We start from the raw sequence: 16,701 nt of genomic DNA on the forward strand, positions 1-16,701 counted from the left end.
TCAATCTTAATTGATTGGGGATTTTTTTATAAACTATCTTCTATAATAGGTATAGCATCTACATCTTTAAGTTCTGGCATGATGTGTAGTTGTTCTTCTACCTGATGTGTAACTTCTGGAAAAGCACCTTTAAAAATAAGTACGGCTCCACAAATAATCATTATAACGGCAATCCATCTTTTTAAAAGAAAGATGCGATGTGGTGTAAGGTAACGATTCAAGCTTTTTGCGAGAACTATTTTACACAGATCAATAATGAAATAAGTGATTAAAACAGTACTGAAAAAAGTTATAATTCTATTAGTATCATTTTCTAATTGTGGACTGAAAACCACGATTAAACCTAACCAAAATCCCAATACTCCTATATTTATAAAGTTTAGTAAAAACCCTTTAATAAACAGTGCTGGATAATTATTTTTTTGAACGATCATTACTTTAGGATCTATCTCTTTTAAGTAAGTTTTCCTAGTTTGTACAAATGATACAATCCCATAAATAGCTAAAATAGAACCACCAAAAATGTATAAACCAGGATCATCCTTTAATTTATTAAGTATGGATGAGGTCATGAAATAAGCGGCAAGAAGAAAAATAATATCAGCCAGAATAACTCCTAGGTCTAAAGCTAGAGCAGCTCTAAAACCCTTTATAGCACTGGTTTCTAATAATGCAAAAAACACTGGCCCTATAAGAAAGGCCATAAAAAATCCTAGCGGAATCGCACTAAGAACATCTTCGAGCATAATCATTTATGGTTATTGCTCAAAGGTAAAAATTAATGTCGGCTTTTTTTTATTTATATAATGGGATTATTAAAACGCTTTCGCGAAAGCGTTATAAACAGAAAATCTTCTAAATTATTAATCCATAATCTTAACACGACCGCCTGCAAAAGTTTTTTTATTTACTTTTTTAGGGTTTCCATAAACGATCACGTCACCACCAGCTTGAATATTAACATCTACCGCATTCATAGCATGTACTTCTACCTCGCCGCCTGCTCTTACTTTTACTTTAGTACGTTTGGTTTTAAGTTGACTATTTTCTACAATTCCGCCGGTGTTTACAGAAATAATTTGTTGATCTACAGTGCCGCTTACTTCAGTAATTCCACCAGAAACGGCTTTAATTTCTAGTAATTCCACTATAACTCCTGCTTTTACTCGTGCTCCTTCTTGTACTTTAATTTCTAATTGTGGTTGTTCTATAAGCTCGTTTGAAGTAATAAAAGCACCTTCATTCCCATCTATAGTTTTTAAGTCTGTATAATGAACATGTATAAAGGTTTCTGTGCCGTCAAACTGCCTGTTAAAAGCCATACGTAATTTAAGAGTTCCGTTTTTATTAACATATTCCACCTCACTAGCATCTTCTCCAGAAATAATAACTTTATTCTCATGTGATTTTACCAGATTTACGGTAATTAAATCATACACTTTAATAGTATTAAACTGTCCTAGTTCTATTTCTCGAGGATTTTGAGCAACTACTATACCTGTTAATAGAAGAGTTACTAGAAGTAAAATATTTTTCATGTCATGTGTTTTTATAAAGATGTTTTTTTTTACAAAATGTTACAGTTCATAAAAAAAAGGTAGCCCATCTTGCGATTAACTACCTTTTAAATAAACAAAACAAACTTACTTTTTAGCATGATGTGAAAATATTTTTTTAAAATATTAGAGACATCTATATGAAATACATCTTTCTAGAGAAAAACGTAAACACAAAAATTTATTGCGCTAATTCTAAATCAACAACAAAAGTCTTATACCGAAAAGAAATTGATTAAAAGGGTTTTGATAATTAACTATTTATCTACTAAATAATATAATTAATCGGTGAAATACATAGTTTATTTATAAACTTAAAATTCTAAAAACATTCAAAGTAGTTATTTATGGTAGATTTAATGCCTTTTTCCTTTCCAGGTTCCACCATATTTATAAGCTGGTAAAGATTGATGCTTTTCTGTACAAGTCTTACAGCAAAAAATCCATTCCTTACCAGTCTTTATTTGTACTCGATACATGATCGTATCTTCCTTTTTACAAGTATGACAAATTTTAGTTTTCAACTGCTTCTTTACTTCCTACCATCCAGAAATCGAGGTGCTTCTTGACAAGGTCTGCATTTTTTACTTTTACATAGACTTCATCACCTAGACGATAAGCATTTTTAGTCTTGCGACCTATCACCGCAAATTCTTCTTCTACAAACTCATAACTATCATCATCTAGATCGCCCAGTCGTATCATTCCTTCACATTTATTGGCGATAATTTCTACATAAATTCCCCAATCTGTAACTCCTGAAATGACTCCAAGGAACTGCTCATCTTCATGATCTTTCATGAATTTCACTTGCATGTACTTGATAGAATCGCGCTCAGCTTTGGTCGCTAGAATCTCCATGTTTGTAGAATGATGGCACTTTTCTTCATAAAGCTCTTCACTTACACTTTTACCTTTATCTAGATAGTGCTGTAATAATCTGTGTACCATCACGTCTGGATAACGACGTATAGGTGATGTAAAATGTGAATAATAATCAAAGGCTAATCCATAATGACCTATGTTATGGGTAGAATACTCAGCCTTAGACATGGTTCTGATCGCTAGTGTGTCTACCATGTTTTGTTCTTTATTACCTTTTACATCACTCAATAATTTATTTAAGGATTGCGTGACATGTTTGCGATCTCTTAAATCTAGTTTGTGACCAAAACGGGTAACAATCTTTGCTAGTGCACCTAGTTTCTCATCATTAGGTTCATCATGAGTACGATAGACAAAGGTCTGTTTAGGATCACGTTTTCCTATAAATGCAGCTACTTTCCTATTAGCTAGTAACATGAATTCTTCTATGAGTTTATTAGCATCTTTAGAAGTTTTAAAATAAACACCTACAGGTTCTGCCTTTTCATTTAAGTTAAATTTTACCTCAGTTTTATCAAAACTTAACGCACCTTGAACCATACGTTCATTACGCATCTTTTTTGCGATGCTGTCCAGTGTTAAGGTAGCTTCTACTATAGCAGGATTTATGGTAGTACGCTTTCGCAAAAGCGATATTTCCTCAGGTATTTCTCCTTTTCCTGTCTCTATGATATGTTGCGCCTCTTCATAAGCAAATCGCTGGTCTGAGTGAATCACGGTACGACCGAACCATTGTTTATAAACTTTACCGCTATCATCCATTTCAAAAACAGCAGAGAAACATAATTTATCCTCATGCGGGTTCAGTGAACAGACACCATTTGAAAGGACCTCTGGTAACATAGGAACCACTCGATCCACAAGATAAACTGATGTGGCACGTTCATAAGCCTCATCATCTAGCGGTGTTCCTTCTTTTACATAGTGTGAAACATCTGCAATGTGAATTCCTATCTCATAATGACCATTTTCTAGCTTTTCAAAAGAAAGTGCATCATCAAAATCCTTAGCATCTGCCGGATCTATGGTATAGGTAAGTGTTTCTCGCATATCGCGACGTTTACTAATCTCTTGTGTAGATATAGTTTTATCTAGTTGTGCTGTAAACTCTTCTACCTGTGCTGGGAATTCATAAGGTAAACCGTACTGGGCGAGTATGGCATGGATCTCTGTATCATGTTCACCAGGTTCTCCTAGAATCGCTTTTACACGACCATTAGGTGAATCTTGTTTATCATTCCATTCCACAAATTCTACTAGAACTACCTGACCATCTTTTGCACCATTGATCTCGCGACCAGGAATAAAGAAATCGGTCTGAATTTTAGGATCGGTAACATTTACAAAAGCAAATTTTTCTAGTACTTCTATAGTTCCTACAAACTCTGTTTTCTTGCGTTCTATAACTTTAGTAATTTCACCTTCAGGTTGTTGTCCACGGCGTCTATGGTAGACATATACTTCTACTTGATCACCGTTTAAGGCCTGACCTAGTGAACGACGTGGAATCATAATATCTTCTTGCAGCTCTTCAGTAATCACATAACCAGTTCCTCGAGTACTGATATCTATTCTTCCTGTGTAATAATCGATCGCTTTAATAATCTTGAACTTGCCACGGTCTAGTTCTTCTATTTGACCTTTAGACTTTAACTGGTGTAATTTTTTAATGACCTGGTTGCGTGTACTCGCATCAGTTATAGAGAGTTTTGCACAAACTTGTTTATAATTAAAATTCTTATTGGGTTCCTGTTTAAGGACATTAAGAATGGATTGGGTAAGGTTCTGAAACTTAGTTTTTGAGTTTCTTTTTTTCTTCTTCTTCATATTCGTTTTATACTTCTACAAAGTTAGTCTTTTAAAACTCTGATAGATGATAACTACTTTATAGTTTGGTTATTAATGATTTAATCACATCTTGTTAACATAAAATTAAGAAAATACAGTAACTTTGTATGAAGTTAGTCGTCTATAGGTTAACTATACTTGAACAAATGCAAACTAAAAGGCCACTTAAATCTATTTTTCTATTTATAGCAATTTTTATTGCAGGTATACTTCTAGTTACCTTCTTAATTCATAAAGCACTAGAAATAGATCCTATGGAAACTCAGTTTAATCAACATATTCCCGATAGTAAAATAGAGAATCGAGTAAGTGCTTCTTACCTTTTTTAATTAAGCTATCTATCTTCATTCTATTTCTAAAAATTTTAAGCTCATTTTTATTTTTTCAATGTTATTCACATTATAAACAATATGATTTTTTCTTTTTAAAAATTTTAAATAAAAATGATGGTGATGATGTAATGTGAATAGCGGTATATCTTTTCTATGAATAATTAGGATAATAATAACTTATGAACTTATACTCAGTTATACACATGTTATATTATTTCTAACATATTGTAAAGTAAAAAGGTAGTCTATAAGAATCGTAGTTATCCACACTTGTTTATAACCCTTATTTACATAAAATTGTACATAAATAGAAAGGTGAATTACTGTTTATGAAACGGTTTTTAGTGCTTAAAACTCACTTTTAAAAAGCTTAGTTATATTTTGGTTATGTAAATTAAAAATATAGATGAACTATTTAAGCTTTAATTCCTAATGTAAAGTTTCCTTTTCTATTAACATGTTATTTAATGTTTATGAATAGTGTAAAAGCTGCTATGTTAATAACCCTAAATAATGAATAACTAACCCTAAATTTGTATTATAAAACCCCACTATTATGAAGATTTCCATAGGAAACGATCACGCTGCACCAGACTATAAACAAGCGATTGTTGAAATGCTGGAAAAAAGAGGACATCAGGTTACTAATCATGGTACAGATACTTTTGATAGTGTAGATTACCCAGATTTTGCTCACAAGGTAGGGCAAGATGTTCAAAATAGTACTGTAGATCTAGGAGTAGTTATTTGTGGTAGTGCACAAGGAGTTTCTATGACGGTTAATAAGTATCAAAATGTGCGTGGCGCAGTATGCTGGTCTAAAGAAATCGCTGGACTTGCCAGAGAACATAATAATGCAAATATCATCTGTATTCCAGCACGTTTTACTTCTTTACAACAAGCAATAGGAATGGTAGAAACATTTCTAGATACAGATTTTGCCGGTGGTCGTCATGAACGTCGTGTGGATAAGATAGCTTGTTCATAATGCAGTTATTAGTTAAATCATTAGCCTTTTTTTTATTTCTTATCCTTTTACTTTCTTGCTCTAAGCAGACTGATTTTACTTATAAAGTATTTAAAAATGGAGCTCAGGAAATTAATCTTCAACTACCAGATTATAGGAACTATCTGATCTATGATGAAACAGTTCCTGTTTTAATTGAATGGAAAAATATTGATAGGTCTAAATCAGCTGTCACTGGATCTGGTATTAAACTTGTTGGTTCAAAAGATGAAACTATGATTACTACTTTCACTCCACAAAAACAATATATAAAAACAGATTCATTATCCGTTTTCTTTAGGTTTGAAATAGATGGAGAAATTCATAATGCAAGTATAAAAATACCATTAAAGGATTTTTGATTTACTCATTAACGCTTTCGCGAAAGCGAAATAAAATGAATAGCACTGATTAATTCAGATTTTCAAGTTAACAATAAATCTATAGTCAGTTCTCATAAAGTCTATAATCTATATTCTAACATCTAGTTTCTAAAGAAAAAAATGAACCTCAATAAACGCCAGCAATATCTCGATTTAGGAAACGCTTTACCTAATCAGTATTATCATCTAAAATTTGATAACCATTGTTACTGGCGCATCGCACTTGATAATACTTTATTTGCAAAATGGAGTGATGTCGTGCCAGCTCCAGCTTATAGAAATATTAGTGAGGACCAGCTGGATTATACCATTCATTTATTGAAAAGTTATCAGAAAGATGAACAACTGTTACTGGAGCATAATCGTATTTCATTAATCTATCGTGGTAAGATTTAGTGTTATTTTTGACTAATCGTTTAAACTTAGTAATTAATTAAATGTAGGTGATGGATTCTTAGGGATTCCTGCCTGCGTAGAACAAGGTTTAAGAGTAACCACAAAAAGATACCCAGTCAAGCCGGGCACTCTATGAGAAAAGAAGCATCCATTATTATTCATCAATTACGCACCGCAGTTCATCCGCAAAAAAAGTTGCTAGAAATATGGCGTGATCTAGAAGAATTTAGTGATCACGATAAAGAGGAAACACTAGATGATCTAGATGCGCGACGTCAGGAATTAATGGCTGCTGGTGATGAGGAATTTGGCAATATGCTCGAGAAAATTATTACTGATATAAGAATAGGCGTGAAGCCACCACAGCCTAAAGTGGTTCCTAAACGTTTTTAAATCATGGAAGTTTCTATTAAAACCTTTGATCAGTTTGATATCCATGAGCTTTATGAGGTGCTGCAGTTACGGTCTGAAGTTTTTGTAGTAGAGCAAGATTGTGTGTATCAAGATCTAGATGGAAAAGATCAAAAAGCAATTCATATTTTAGGTTATGTAAATGATCATTTAGTTGCATATACAAGAATATTTCAACCAGGAGATTATTTTGATCAGGCGAGCATAGGTAGAGTAGTGGTGAGTCTTAAAAATCGCGGCGAGGCCTACGGCCAAGAGATTATGAAAGCCAGCGTTAAATATTGTAAAGAACAAGGCTTTACTACTATTAAAATATCAGCACAATGTTATCTCGATAAATTTTATACCGATTTAGGTTTTATTTCTACAGGCGAGAAATATCTAGAAGATGGAATACCACATCAGGCGATGGTGCTGGAGTTTTAAAATACTGGCAACCAAACCTCAAAGGTTTTAGTTGTTATAACCTTCTTAGATGTTATCACAACTGTCATTCTTTGAGCAAAACCTGTGAGGTTGGTGTCTTTTAAAAGATTTTTTGTAACCCTAGTTGGTATAAATTCCATACTCCATCAGCACAGCGATCTATTATCCTAAGCAGCAGGATTAATCATCATCATGATGTTCCTCGTGATTACCAAAAGGTTTCCATATCACTCCTAAACTCAAGATAAACCCATCAGTAGGTGCATAGATTTCATTAAAAGTGGGAACGCCGTTATAAACGGCTAGAGTAGGAGAGAAGCGGCTCTGTCTGCGGTCTGTAAAGTTCTCAAAATTAGCATACAAATGTCCCCATTCAAAGTTTTTCATCACTAGTAATCCCATGGTAATAAAATCTGTCGTTTCTGTACCGTTAAAAAGCAGTTGCTCACCAGTGTAATATGATTCATAACCTATGCGCCAGTCTTCTGTCTCATACATCAATACCGCACCAGCATTGTGACGTGCTGTTAAAGGTTTCTGCGGATTTCCCTCTAGAAAGTTCAATCGAGTATCAATAAAGGCATAGTTGAGAAATAATTTAAAATCCTTATAAGAGAATTTCATATTCGTCTCAGCTCCACGACTCAAAGTAATATCTGGAGCATTAAAATATTCTAATGAACTATTTCCTAGTGGACTTTCTTGCAACAGCAATCCGTTCTCAATCGCCGTTAAATAAAACAGCTGGTTGATAGAGAACTTTACGTCATCACTTAATCTAGTCACGTAATTAAAATCTAGATTCATACCGTAAGAAGTTTCGGCACTTAAGCGATCTTTATCGATAGCTAGAACGTTTTGAAAACGGACAAACTCTGCTTCTTCAGTAAAAAGATCTGGGATTTTATAACCTAATCCACCACCTAAACGGCTGGTAAATCCACCAGAACCATTGAATAATAAGGATACTCTAGGTAGCACAAAAGTTCCCCAATCTGCGGTAACATCTGTACGCAATCCGGTTTCTAGAATCCAGCGATCTGAGATATCATAAATATTATTTGCAAAAACACCTACCGTAGTATCATCCTGATTTCTATTGAATTCAGAGGTTTCATTAAAGCTAGATGTATATAAATTAGCTCCTAGAATCCAGTCTGTTTTCTCTCGTTGAGTTTTATAATTCACCTCAGTAAAAGAGTTGGTTTGTTCTCCAGAAAAGATGCTATTAGGTAAGATTAAATCTCTATTAAAATAGGATAAACTATTCTTTACCTGTAAGCTAGAATTACTCGTGAGTTGCTGGTCATAGCTGAATTGCGAGTTCAACCTACTAGACTCATTTGTTTCTGTATAACCAGTGCGGCTGCCATCTATAACATCTAGAAAACCACCAGTACGATCATCATAAGTTGCATTAAGACCTAGCCAAAGCGTCGCTTTTTCACTAGGATAATAAAATACTCTAGGATTAACGGTTACTGATGTGGTTTCTGGTAGGTTAGAAAACTCATCACCATCTGGATCATAGGCTTGCTGGAAATTTGCATTAGCAAATAGTGTCGTTCCCCATTTTTCACCACGACCGCTGTAAAACGTATTAAAAGTAGTTCCTAGCGCTTGTGTTCCTACCAGCATGAGGTCCAGTTCTTTTTCTTCTTCAGGTGTTTTAGTTTGCATATTCACCAGTCCAGCAATAGCGCCACCACCATAAAGCGTGGACGAGCTTCCTTTTATGATCTCAAATTGCTTGATATCCAGTGGCGGAATTTGCATGATACTTAGTCCACCAGAAAAACCACCATAAAGCGGAAAACCATCTTTCAACAGCTGTGTATAACGACCATCCAGACCTTGAATACGTATGCTTTGGTTAGCACTACTTTGTGAGGTTTGTTGCATTTGAATTCCCGTACTTTCTCGCAATACCATAGAAATATTAGTACTGTTCATTGCGTTTTTCTCTACGAGTTCCTCGCCACCTATAAATTCGATGCGTGTAGGCATGCGTTTAAAACTACGTGTGGATCGTGTGGACTGGATCACGATTTCTTTGAGTTTACTGCTATCTTGTTTTAAGGCTATGGTATATGTTGATGCACCAGGAACGGTGATTTCTAGCGTCTCACTAGCATATCCTAAAAAGCTAATCGACACTTGGTGCGTTCCAGTAGGTACATTTTTTAAGACCGCTTTTCCGTTCACATCTGCCATGGCGCCTAGTTCGAGCGCTTTGATATATGCGGTTGCACCTAGTAATAATTCCTGATTTTTTTCAGAAACGATGGTGATGGTAATGTCTTGAGAGGTTGAGGTTGATTGCGCTTTCGCGAAAGCGGAATTCACAACCACAAATACGATTAAAAGTAAGTCTAAGTGTTTCATATTATTGTGTTGCTCTAGTCAAACGGTCATTGATCGATGTGCCCAAATCATGGTCTGGGAAACGTTGTGCAATGATGAGGTTTAAGTCTAGTTGATCTAGGGAATGCATGGCATCATAGAGTCGTGATGCAGCTTCTTTAAAGTTGGTGTTTTTAGATAAATATGTAATGTGTTTTACCTCAGGAATAGTTTCCAATTCTTCATGAAGTAACAAGCCAATATTCTTATCAGGATGCTGTGCAATAGCATTGTGAATATCATCCACAAGAATAAGTTGAGTACGTGGTGCATAATGACGTGCCATCATTCCAGGTGCTTGTGGTGCGGTTTCTTTTTTGTTTTTTAAGGTAACCGTACCTATCACTTTTTCGATCGCCTCCATAGAAATTGAGCCTAAGCGATATACCACAGGTTTTTCATCTTCAAAACCTACAATCGTGGATTCTATACCGTTTTTACAGGCGCCACCATCTAGTACTAAATGGAGTTCGTTTTTAAAATAATCAGCTACGTGTTGTGCAGTGGTAGGACTGATTTTAGTGAATGGATTTGCACTAGGCGCCGCAATAGGAAAATCTAGTTGGCGTAACAATTCTATTGTCAACGAATGATTAGGAATGCGTATTCCTACCGTATCTTTTCCTGCGGTGATTAGGTTAGGAACTTGATCACTTTTAGGTAACACTAAGGTTAATGAACCTGGCCAAAACGCCGCTGCTAGTTGTTGTGCCTTTTCTGGAAAGGTTGTTGTTAAATCAGCTACGTGTGCTATATCATGAATATGCACAATCAGCGGATTCACTAACGGGCGTTTTTTCATTTCAAAAATCCCATGAATCGCTTTTTCACTATAGATATTTCCTGCCAGCCCATAAACAGTCTCTGTAGGAATAGCAACATTCTGCTCTTCATTAAGAAGCGCGACTGCTTTTGAGATGTTTTTTGAGATTTGGGTCATTGGATCATTGCATCTGTTTTGTGGTGCAAATATCGCCTTACTCAATTAAAAAGCAATAGATATGAACTATTCACCGCAAATTTGCGGTGAATAGAAGACTTATTCTCTGCATTTAATTAATCATTAATTTTTAAACACGCAATTTATTCATAGGTGCGGACTTAAGTTCGCACCTATGAATAGAGCTAATAATACTTCTTCTTCAACCAAAAACTCACGCGTACCAATAAAATTAATACTGGAACTTCCACTAAAGGACCAATAACTCCAGTAAACGCTTGTCCAGAATTCAGTCCAAAAACCGCTATCGCAACGGCGATAGCAAGTTCAAAATTATTACCAGCGGCCGTAAAAGCGATTGCCGCATTCTCGCTGTAGGTTGCACCGCGATATTTACTGATAAAAAATCCTATTAGAAACATGACGATAAAGTAGATCAACAATGGAACAGCGATTAATAGTACATCAAAGGGAATGGCTACAATCAGTTCTCCTTTTAGCGAAAACATCAGCACGATCGTCAGTAACAAAGCGATCAAGGTCATGGGAGAAATGGCAGGAATAAAAACCTGTTCATACCATTCTTTGCCTTTGGTTTTTACGAGAATATAGCGACTTAAAATTCCTAGTAAAAATGGAATTCCTAAATAAATAGCAACACTTTGCGCAATGATAGTAATGGATATATCTACAATTGCGCCTTCAAAACCAAAATAGGGCGGAAGCACCGTAATAAATAACCAAGCGTAAAACGAATAAGCAAATACTTGAAAAATGCTGTTCAGCGCTACTAATCCTGCGCCATATTCTGGAGAACCATCGGCCAGGTCATTCCAGACCAGTACCATAGCAATACAACGTGCTAGGCCTATTAGAATTAAACCAACCATATATTCTGGATGATCTTGTAGAAACAATAACGCTAGTACAAACATGAGAACCGGCCCTATAATCCAGTTAAGCAATAGCGATATACTTAAGATTTTTGTGTTTTTAAAAACTACAGGTAGTAGTTTATAATCAGCTTTGGCCAGTGGTGGATACATCATTAAAATCAGTCCTATGGCTATGGGAATATTAGTGGTTCCACTATTTAATTCATTGATTTGTACAGCGATTTCTGGAATGAAATACCCTAATCCTACACCTATAGCCATGGCTAGGAATATCCACAACGTTAAATACTGGTTTAAGAAGCTTAATTTTTTCATGCGGTTGTTATCTGTGAAAACACGTATTTCATTTCTGTAGCAATTTGAATGCTGCGTTCTAGATAAACCTGTTCTTGCTCAGGTGTTCCATCACTAGATTTAGGATCTTTATATGTAATCGCGATACGCTGGTCTGCACCTAGAACTACAGGGCAATTCTCAGAGGCGTGATCACAAGTCATTATGGCCGCAAAATTTTCTTTTGGGTTTTCATAATGGTCATAAACCTTTGAAAAACATAAAATAGGATCACTTTCTTCATCAAACTGGATCGCATATAATGGGTTTTCACTCTGGTCTATAATTGCGACTTGAAACCCTTGTTTTTCTATGGTTTGGGCTATTTTAGGGAATAAGGCAGTAGTCTCAGTTCCTCCAGAAAAACTCGTCACATTTGGGAGTTTATAATAATTTGCCATGGTTTGCGCCCAGATTTGGCATAAATGACTACGCCTGGAATTGTGCGTACAAATAAAATTGAGTTGCGCTTTTTTATAGGTTGCAAGACTGTGATTGATATAATCTGTGAGGTTGTTGAGATCTCGCTTTCGCGAAAGCGGAATACCTTCAACATCTAGATGATCTATAAGGTTTTTAATAATTGAAAACATAAGTATTATTCTAACAGCAACCAGAACCTGGAACGCATGAATTTTTAATTTGAGATAATTTCACTTGTGGTTTTTCTTGTGGAATACCACAATTATCCTTGGCAAGACAGTCGGTCATCTTTGAGGTTAATAAGAAATGTGTGCCGTTAAAATCGATACCATATTTTCCTATGGTAGCCGATTGATATTCTACCTCAATTTCAACATCAGGTAGCCCTAATTTATGTTGAGAAAGCTCAATGATTTTTAGTAATTTTTCTGGATGCAAGCGGTGATCATAGTCGGTTGCTTCCCAAAGTTGAAAATTCACTACGGTTTCTAAACGCTCTGTACCACCACAATCTATAAAGTGCTTAACCACTTTTCCTACCTCTGTAACGTGAAAATGTGACGGAACTAAAGTGCCATCTGGTAATTGAAAAGCTATAGTTTCTAGCTGCGCTAACTGACTTTTAAATTCTGATAGTTTCATAATTAACAGCAATTTTTTAATTGGGTTGTTGTGCGATTTAATAAAGGAGAAAGCAGGTTTTTCATAAGGTCCCATTTTTCAAAATCTATACAATAACAAACACTTGTACCTTCTACATTACCTTTAATTAAGCCGGCGGTTTTAAGTGCTTTTAAGTGCTGTGAGATGGTAGGTTGTGCCAGTCCTATTTCTAGTACTAGGTCTCCACAAAAACAGGAGTCTTGTTCCAGTAGATACTGAATAATTGCTATGCGTGCTGGATGACCTAGCGCTTTGGCCATTTGAGCCATAAGGTTTTGCTGGTCGGTATAGATATCTGTTTTAGTAGTTCCCATGTTCATCGCAATATTACGATGAATTGTTTTTTAAAAAAAGAACTTTGGATGTTATTTCATTTTTGTACTTGTAGTCTCAATCAAATAAATGGAATTATTTTTTTACTTAGTTCAAGTTAAAAAATCTATACATAGCCTTATACTACGGGACTTATTTTAAGTAAAAAAGAAACGGCTTATCAAGGTCTTATACATTCAACGGAGTATTAATTCTTAGGAGGATCTATTTTAGTAATATATAGCTCTACTCTACGGTCTAGTTTATCGTGACCACCTAGAGGTCTTGTTCTACCGTATCCTTTAAATCTCATGCGTGTATATTTCACACCGCGACTACGTAGGATTTTATAAATTGACTTAGCTCTATCGTGTGAGAGGTTTGATTTTTTAGTATCTCGATTATAAGCATCAGGATATGCTGGATTGATACAACAAACGTGACCATGTATTTCAAAATGAATATCCTTGCGGGCTACTAGAATTTCTGCTACACGGTCAAGTAGTGATTGTGATTCTTCTAAAACGGTTGATCTACCTTTATAGAAAAGTATATTTTCTAACCTAATTACTTGTCCTTTTTTTAGTTTTTTACTGAGTAAAGATTTAAAAGGTTCTTGAGTATTATCTATAGGTGGATCCAGTTGAGTAGGAATGTCTAAGAATTCATCTTCTTCTTCAAGAGTTTCTTTTTTTTCTTCAATGGTTGTAGTGGTAGCGATGATTTCTTTGCTCTTTGGTTTTCCTTGAATGGCTGCGATTACTTTCTTTTCGTAATGGGATATTTCTACTGCTTCTTTTTCAGTAAGATCTTTTTTGCGTAGTTTTTTAATTGCTATGCGATTTACTTTTTCTGAACTTAGAGTAAATTCTATATCAACTCGTCTGTTTTGGGCCCTTATTTCTTCGGTTTCTTTTTCGTCTAATTCTTGCTCTAGCGCTACTTCACCTAATCCTTCTATTTTTTTTGAAATATTTTCTAATTCTATATCGTGTTTTCCTAACCACTCTGCAACTGTTTCTACACGTCTGTTTGATAAATCGAGGTTGTAATCTATGCTACCTCTATCATCGCAGTAACCTAAAATTTTTACTGTTAAAATAGGTTTATAAATAAGGTCATCAAAGAATGAATTCAATTGTTTTCCTTCACTAAAAGAGAATTTATCTTGATCTAAATCAAAGTATACAGAGTGTGTGACGGTAATTTGCGCGCTTGAGCAAATAGTGAGTAAAAAAGCACTTATGTATAGCAGTTGTTTCATGATTTATTTAAGGATTCTATTGTATTTCTTAGTGTCTTCTAAAATATGAATTGCTTCTAGAATTTCTGGATTATATTTAAGCTGGTAATGATATAAACCATCACGATAGAAATACCTCTTCACGATTTCGTCTGTTAATAAGCTAGTAATTTCTACTTTTTTATCAAGAACATCCTTCTTCTTAGCTTTATTAATATCCTCTTGCATGGCTTTAAAACTAGCTTTTATATCATCGTCAAGATCTTCTTTTTCGGCTGTTTTAAAAGCTTCTTTAAAGGCAACTTCAGTTTTAGTATTAAAATCAAATCCTTTTTTTTCAATCCAACTTACAAAGTCGTTAAAATCACTATCTGTAAATCTAAAACCATCCATATCTGTTACTTGATGATTATAGTAATACTCTGTAGCATAATCAAAAATTGCATTTTCTTTAAGTAGCGCCGTGGTGATAGGAGAAAACGCTGCGCTTGCTAGTTCTATATCTGGCTGCACGCCGCCGCCATCATAAACGGTACGACCGCTATTAACGGTTTTAAAAGCCTTATAATCTTCTTTTTTAGTTCTTACAGCATTTCCAGCTTCATCCCTATTCCAGTAATCAAGGGCCTGTATGCAACGACCGCTAGGTGTGTAATATCTAGAAATGGTAATCTTTACTTGAGTTCCATAAGATAGTGGTTTAGGTCTTTGTACAAGTCCTTTACCAAAACTACGTGCTCCTATAACCACTCCACGATCATAGTCTTGAATACTACCACTTACAATTTCGCTTGCACTCGCACTGCGACCGTTAATTAGGACCGCCACAGGTATATCAGGATCGTAGGCAGGTCTTTTAGTTAAGTAGGTTTTATTATACTGCTCAACTACTGATTTTGTGCTGGTAATTAGCTTCCCTTTTTCTATAAAAAGATTGGACACAGCAACGGCTTCTCTTAAAAGCCCACCAGGGTTTCCTCTTAGGTCTAAGATAATTTTTTGAGCACCTTTTTCTTTAAGTGCCACAATCGCTGCTTTAGTTTCTCTTGATGCTTTTTCATTAAATTTAGAAAGCACTATGTATCCTATTTCTGGAGTTGCCATTGCATAGAATGGCACTGCATTTACTTTAACAGCCATACGAGTAATGGTTGCGGTATTTTCTTTCCCTTGTCTCTTATAAACTACGTTTAGGTTTGAACCGGCACTACCGCTCAATAACTCGCCAGCGTTTTCTTCATAATCGGCTATATTAATACCGTCTATTTCTATGATTTCATCACCAGCCTTAAGGCCAGCCTTATCTGCTGGGTAATCTTTCCATGGTTCTATAATGATAACTTTATCTCCACGGCTACTTACCACTGCGCCTATTCCTGTGTATGCTCCACGTCTATTAATCCTAGACTTTTCTACTTCTTGCTCGGTCCAGTATTTAGTGTAAGGATCTAATTCAGATAGCATACCGTCTATAGCCTTGTCCATCAAGTCTGCCGGGTTAGTCTCATCTACATAATTCATATTGAGCTGTTTATACATCTCTGTAAAAATCTCAATTTGCTTAGCGATTTCAAAAAAGTCGTTTTGAAAGCTGGCGGTAGTGAAGAAAATAGTGGCGCCTAGAATAGGAAGTAAAATTTGCCTTTTAATATGGATAGCTCCTTTCATTTGTGATTTCTGTTACTACAAGTTATGATTAAATATATGATAAAAACGATAAATAGGACTATTTCTTATTAAATCAGTACCTATTCATGGTGAATTACCATTCAAAAGCCTTTAATCTAAAGATTTTTGATAGTGTTTATTAAGGTCTGAAATGAGCTTTTTTACCTGGTTTTCTACAAATGCGTATTCAGGCATTTTAGGAGATTGAAAAAGAAACATTATTTCTAGATGTTTCCCTTCTTTATCTATTATTAAATGGTGCTGGTTGAGTCTATAAGCTTCCCGTAAAAGTCTTTTTATACGATTGCGGTCTGGAGCTTTTTTAAAAAAACGTTTAGAAACACTGACACCTATTTTATGAGCTGTGTCGCCTTCTACTAGGTTAAAAACACAACGCACAGGCCCTTTACGGATGGATTTCCCATCGGTAAATAATTGCTCTATAGCTTTTTTGCTTTTAAGCTTTGTATCCTTTCCTAACGTAAACCGCATGTAGCAAAGATAGGATTAGTATGCGAGTACTTAAATTATTAAGTTGGTAGTTTTAATTACTAATGTTTAGCTATCTTCATACCAA

At 35.1% G+C, this 16,701-nt stretch carries 19 protein-coding genes; 6 read left to right on the forward strand and 13 right to left on the reverse strand.

Translation table 11 applies throughout. From position 1 onward, the window contains the following. Positions 1-26 precede the first annotated feature (26 nt). The 4 genes from ACTF48_RS00570 to rnr all read right to left on the reverse strand — a co-directional run bounded on the left by ACTF48_RS00570 (position 27) and on the right by rnr (position 4,268). Positions 27-746, reverse strand: coding sequence for a LysE family translocator (locus ACTF48_RS00570; protein WP_438961188.1), 720 nt, complete (start codon positions 744-746; stop codon positions 27-29). Between the two features lie 117 nt (positions 747-863). After that, positions 864-1,538 carry a head GIN domain-containing protein gene (locus ACTF48_RS00575; protein WP_438961189.1) on the reverse strand — a complete coding sequence of 225 codons (675 nt, stop codon included), beginning with the start codon at positions 1,536-1,538 and terminating at the stop codon, positions 864-866. 374 nt (positions 1,539-1,912) lie between these two features. Continuing rightward, positions 1,913-2,080, reverse strand: a complete 168-nt coding sequence (locus ACTF48_RS00580; RefSeq protein ID WP_438961190.1) for a hypothetical protein — start codon at positions 2,078-2,080, stop codon at positions 1,913-1,915. Continuing rightward, entirely contained in the window at positions 2,070-4,268 is a 2,199-nt protein-coding gene (gene rnr, locus ACTF48_RS00585) for a ribonuclease R (protein WP_438961191.1), read from the reverse strand. The genes ACTF48_RS00580 and rnr overlap by 11 nt, the downstream gene beginning before the upstream one ends. Positions 4,269-4,435: 167 nt before the next feature. Here rnr and ACTF48_RS00590 point away from each other — a divergent pair, with 167 nt between their 5' ends. The 6 genes from ACTF48_RS00590 to ACTF48_RS00615 all read left to right on the forward strand — a co-directional run bounded on the left by ACTF48_RS00590 (position 4,436) and on the right by ACTF48_RS00615 (position 7,243). Then, entirely contained in the window at positions 4,436-4,618 is a 183-nt protein-coding gene (locus tag ACTF48_RS00590) for a hypothetical protein (RefSeq protein ID WP_438961192.1), read from the forward strand. 559 nt (positions 4,619-5,177) lie between these two features. After that, a complete protein-coding gene (locus ACTF48_RS00595) occupies positions 5,178-5,609 on the forward strand; it encodes an RpiB/LacA/LacB family sugar-phosphate isomerase (RefSeq protein ID WP_438961193.1) in 432 nt (143 codons plus the stop codon). Then, the gene (locus tag ACTF48_RS00600; protein WP_438961194.1) at positions 5,609-5,989 is read left to right on the forward strand and encodes a hypothetical protein; all 381 of its coding nucleotides are present in this window, start codon (positions 5,609-5,611) and stop codon (positions 5,987-5,989) included. The genes ACTF48_RS00595 and ACTF48_RS00600 overlap by 1 nt, the downstream gene beginning before the upstream one ends. Before the next feature lie 141 nt (positions 5,990-6,130). Further along, positions 6,131-6,406 carry an acetyltransferase gene (locus ACTF48_RS00605; protein ID WP_438961195.1) on the forward strand — a complete coding sequence of 92 codons (276 nt, stop codon included), beginning with the start codon at positions 6,131-6,133 and terminating at the stop codon, positions 6,404-6,406. Positions 6,407-6,538: 132 nt separating this feature from the next. Continuing rightward, positions 6,539-6,799 (forward strand): hypothetical protein, encoded by a 261-nt coding sequence (locus ACTF48_RS00610; RefSeq protein ID WP_438961196.1) that lies wholly within the window; start codon positions 6,539-6,541, stop codon positions 6,797-6,799. 3 nt (positions 6,800-6,802) lie between these two features. Further along, positions 6,803-7,243, forward strand: coding sequence for a GNAT family N-acetyltransferase (locus ACTF48_RS00615; protein WP_438961197.1), 441 nt, complete (start codon positions 6,803-6,805; stop codon positions 7,241-7,243). A 180-nt stretch (positions 7,244-7,423) separates the two neighbouring features. On the opposite strand, the gene ACTF48_RS00620 is transcribed toward ACTF48_RS00615, so the two are convergent. The 9 genes from ACTF48_RS00620 to rnpA form a co-directional block, all read right to left on the reverse strand. Then, positions 7,424-9,628, reverse strand: a complete 2,205-nt coding sequence (locus ACTF48_RS00620; protein ID WP_438961198.1) for a TonB-dependent receptor — start codon at positions 9,626-9,628, stop codon at positions 7,424-7,426. Between the two features lies 1 nt (position 9,629). Beyond that, positions 9,630-10,586, reverse strand: coding sequence for an L-threonylcarbamoyladenylate synthase (locus ACTF48_RS00625; RefSeq protein ID WP_438961199.1), 957 nt, complete (start codon positions 10,584-10,586; stop codon positions 9,630-9,632). A gap of 185 nt (positions 10,587-10,771) precedes the next feature. Beyond that, positions 10,772-11,797, reverse strand: coding sequence for an ACR3 family arsenite efflux transporter (gene arsB, locus ACTF48_RS00630; protein WP_438961200.1), 1,026 nt, complete (start codon positions 11,795-11,797; stop codon positions 10,772-10,774). Further along, positions 11,794-12,408, reverse strand: coding sequence for a protein-tyrosine-phosphatase (locus ACTF48_RS00635; protein WP_438961201.1), 615 nt, complete (start codon positions 12,406-12,408; stop codon positions 11,794-11,796). The genes arsB and ACTF48_RS00635 overlap by 4 nt, the downstream gene beginning before the upstream one ends. A gap of 10 nt (positions 12,409-12,418) precedes the next feature. After that, positions 12,419-12,880: a DUF6428 family protein gene (locus ACTF48_RS00640; RefSeq protein WP_438961202.1), complete on the reverse strand. Its 462-nt coding sequence runs from the start codon at positions 12,878-12,880 to the stop codon at positions 12,419-12,421. Between the two features lie 2 nt (positions 12,881-12,882). After that, positions 12,883-13,215 (reverse strand): ArsR/SmtB family transcription factor, encoded by a 333-nt coding sequence (locus tag ACTF48_RS00645; protein ID WP_438961203.1) that lies wholly within the window; start codon positions 13,213-13,215, stop codon positions 12,883-12,885. A 206-nt stretch (positions 13,216-13,421) separates the two neighbouring features. Next, positions 13,422-14,477: an OmpA family protein gene (locus tag ACTF48_RS00650; protein WP_438961204.1), complete on the reverse strand. Its 1,056-nt coding sequence runs from the start codon at positions 14,475-14,477 to the stop codon at positions 13,422-13,424. A gap of 3 nt (positions 14,478-14,480) precedes the next feature. Then, on the reverse strand, positions 14,481-16,124 hold the full coding sequence (locus ACTF48_RS00655; RefSeq protein WP_438961205.1) for a S41 family peptidase: 1,644 nt from the start codon (positions 16,122-16,124) through the stop codon (positions 14,481-14,483). Between the two features lie 111 nt (positions 16,125-16,235). After that, positions 16,236-16,616: a ribonuclease P protein component gene (rnpA, locus tag ACTF48_RS00660; protein ID WP_438961206.1), complete on the reverse strand. Its 381-nt coding sequence runs from the start codon at positions 16,614-16,616 to the stop codon at positions 16,236-16,238. Positions 16,617-16,701: the final 85 nt, after the last annotated feature.

The sequence above is a fragment of the Nonlabens sp. genome, from assembly GCF_965660805.1.
GTDB lineage: Bacteria > Bacteroidota > Bacteroidia > Flavobacteriales > Flavobacteriaceae > Nonlabens.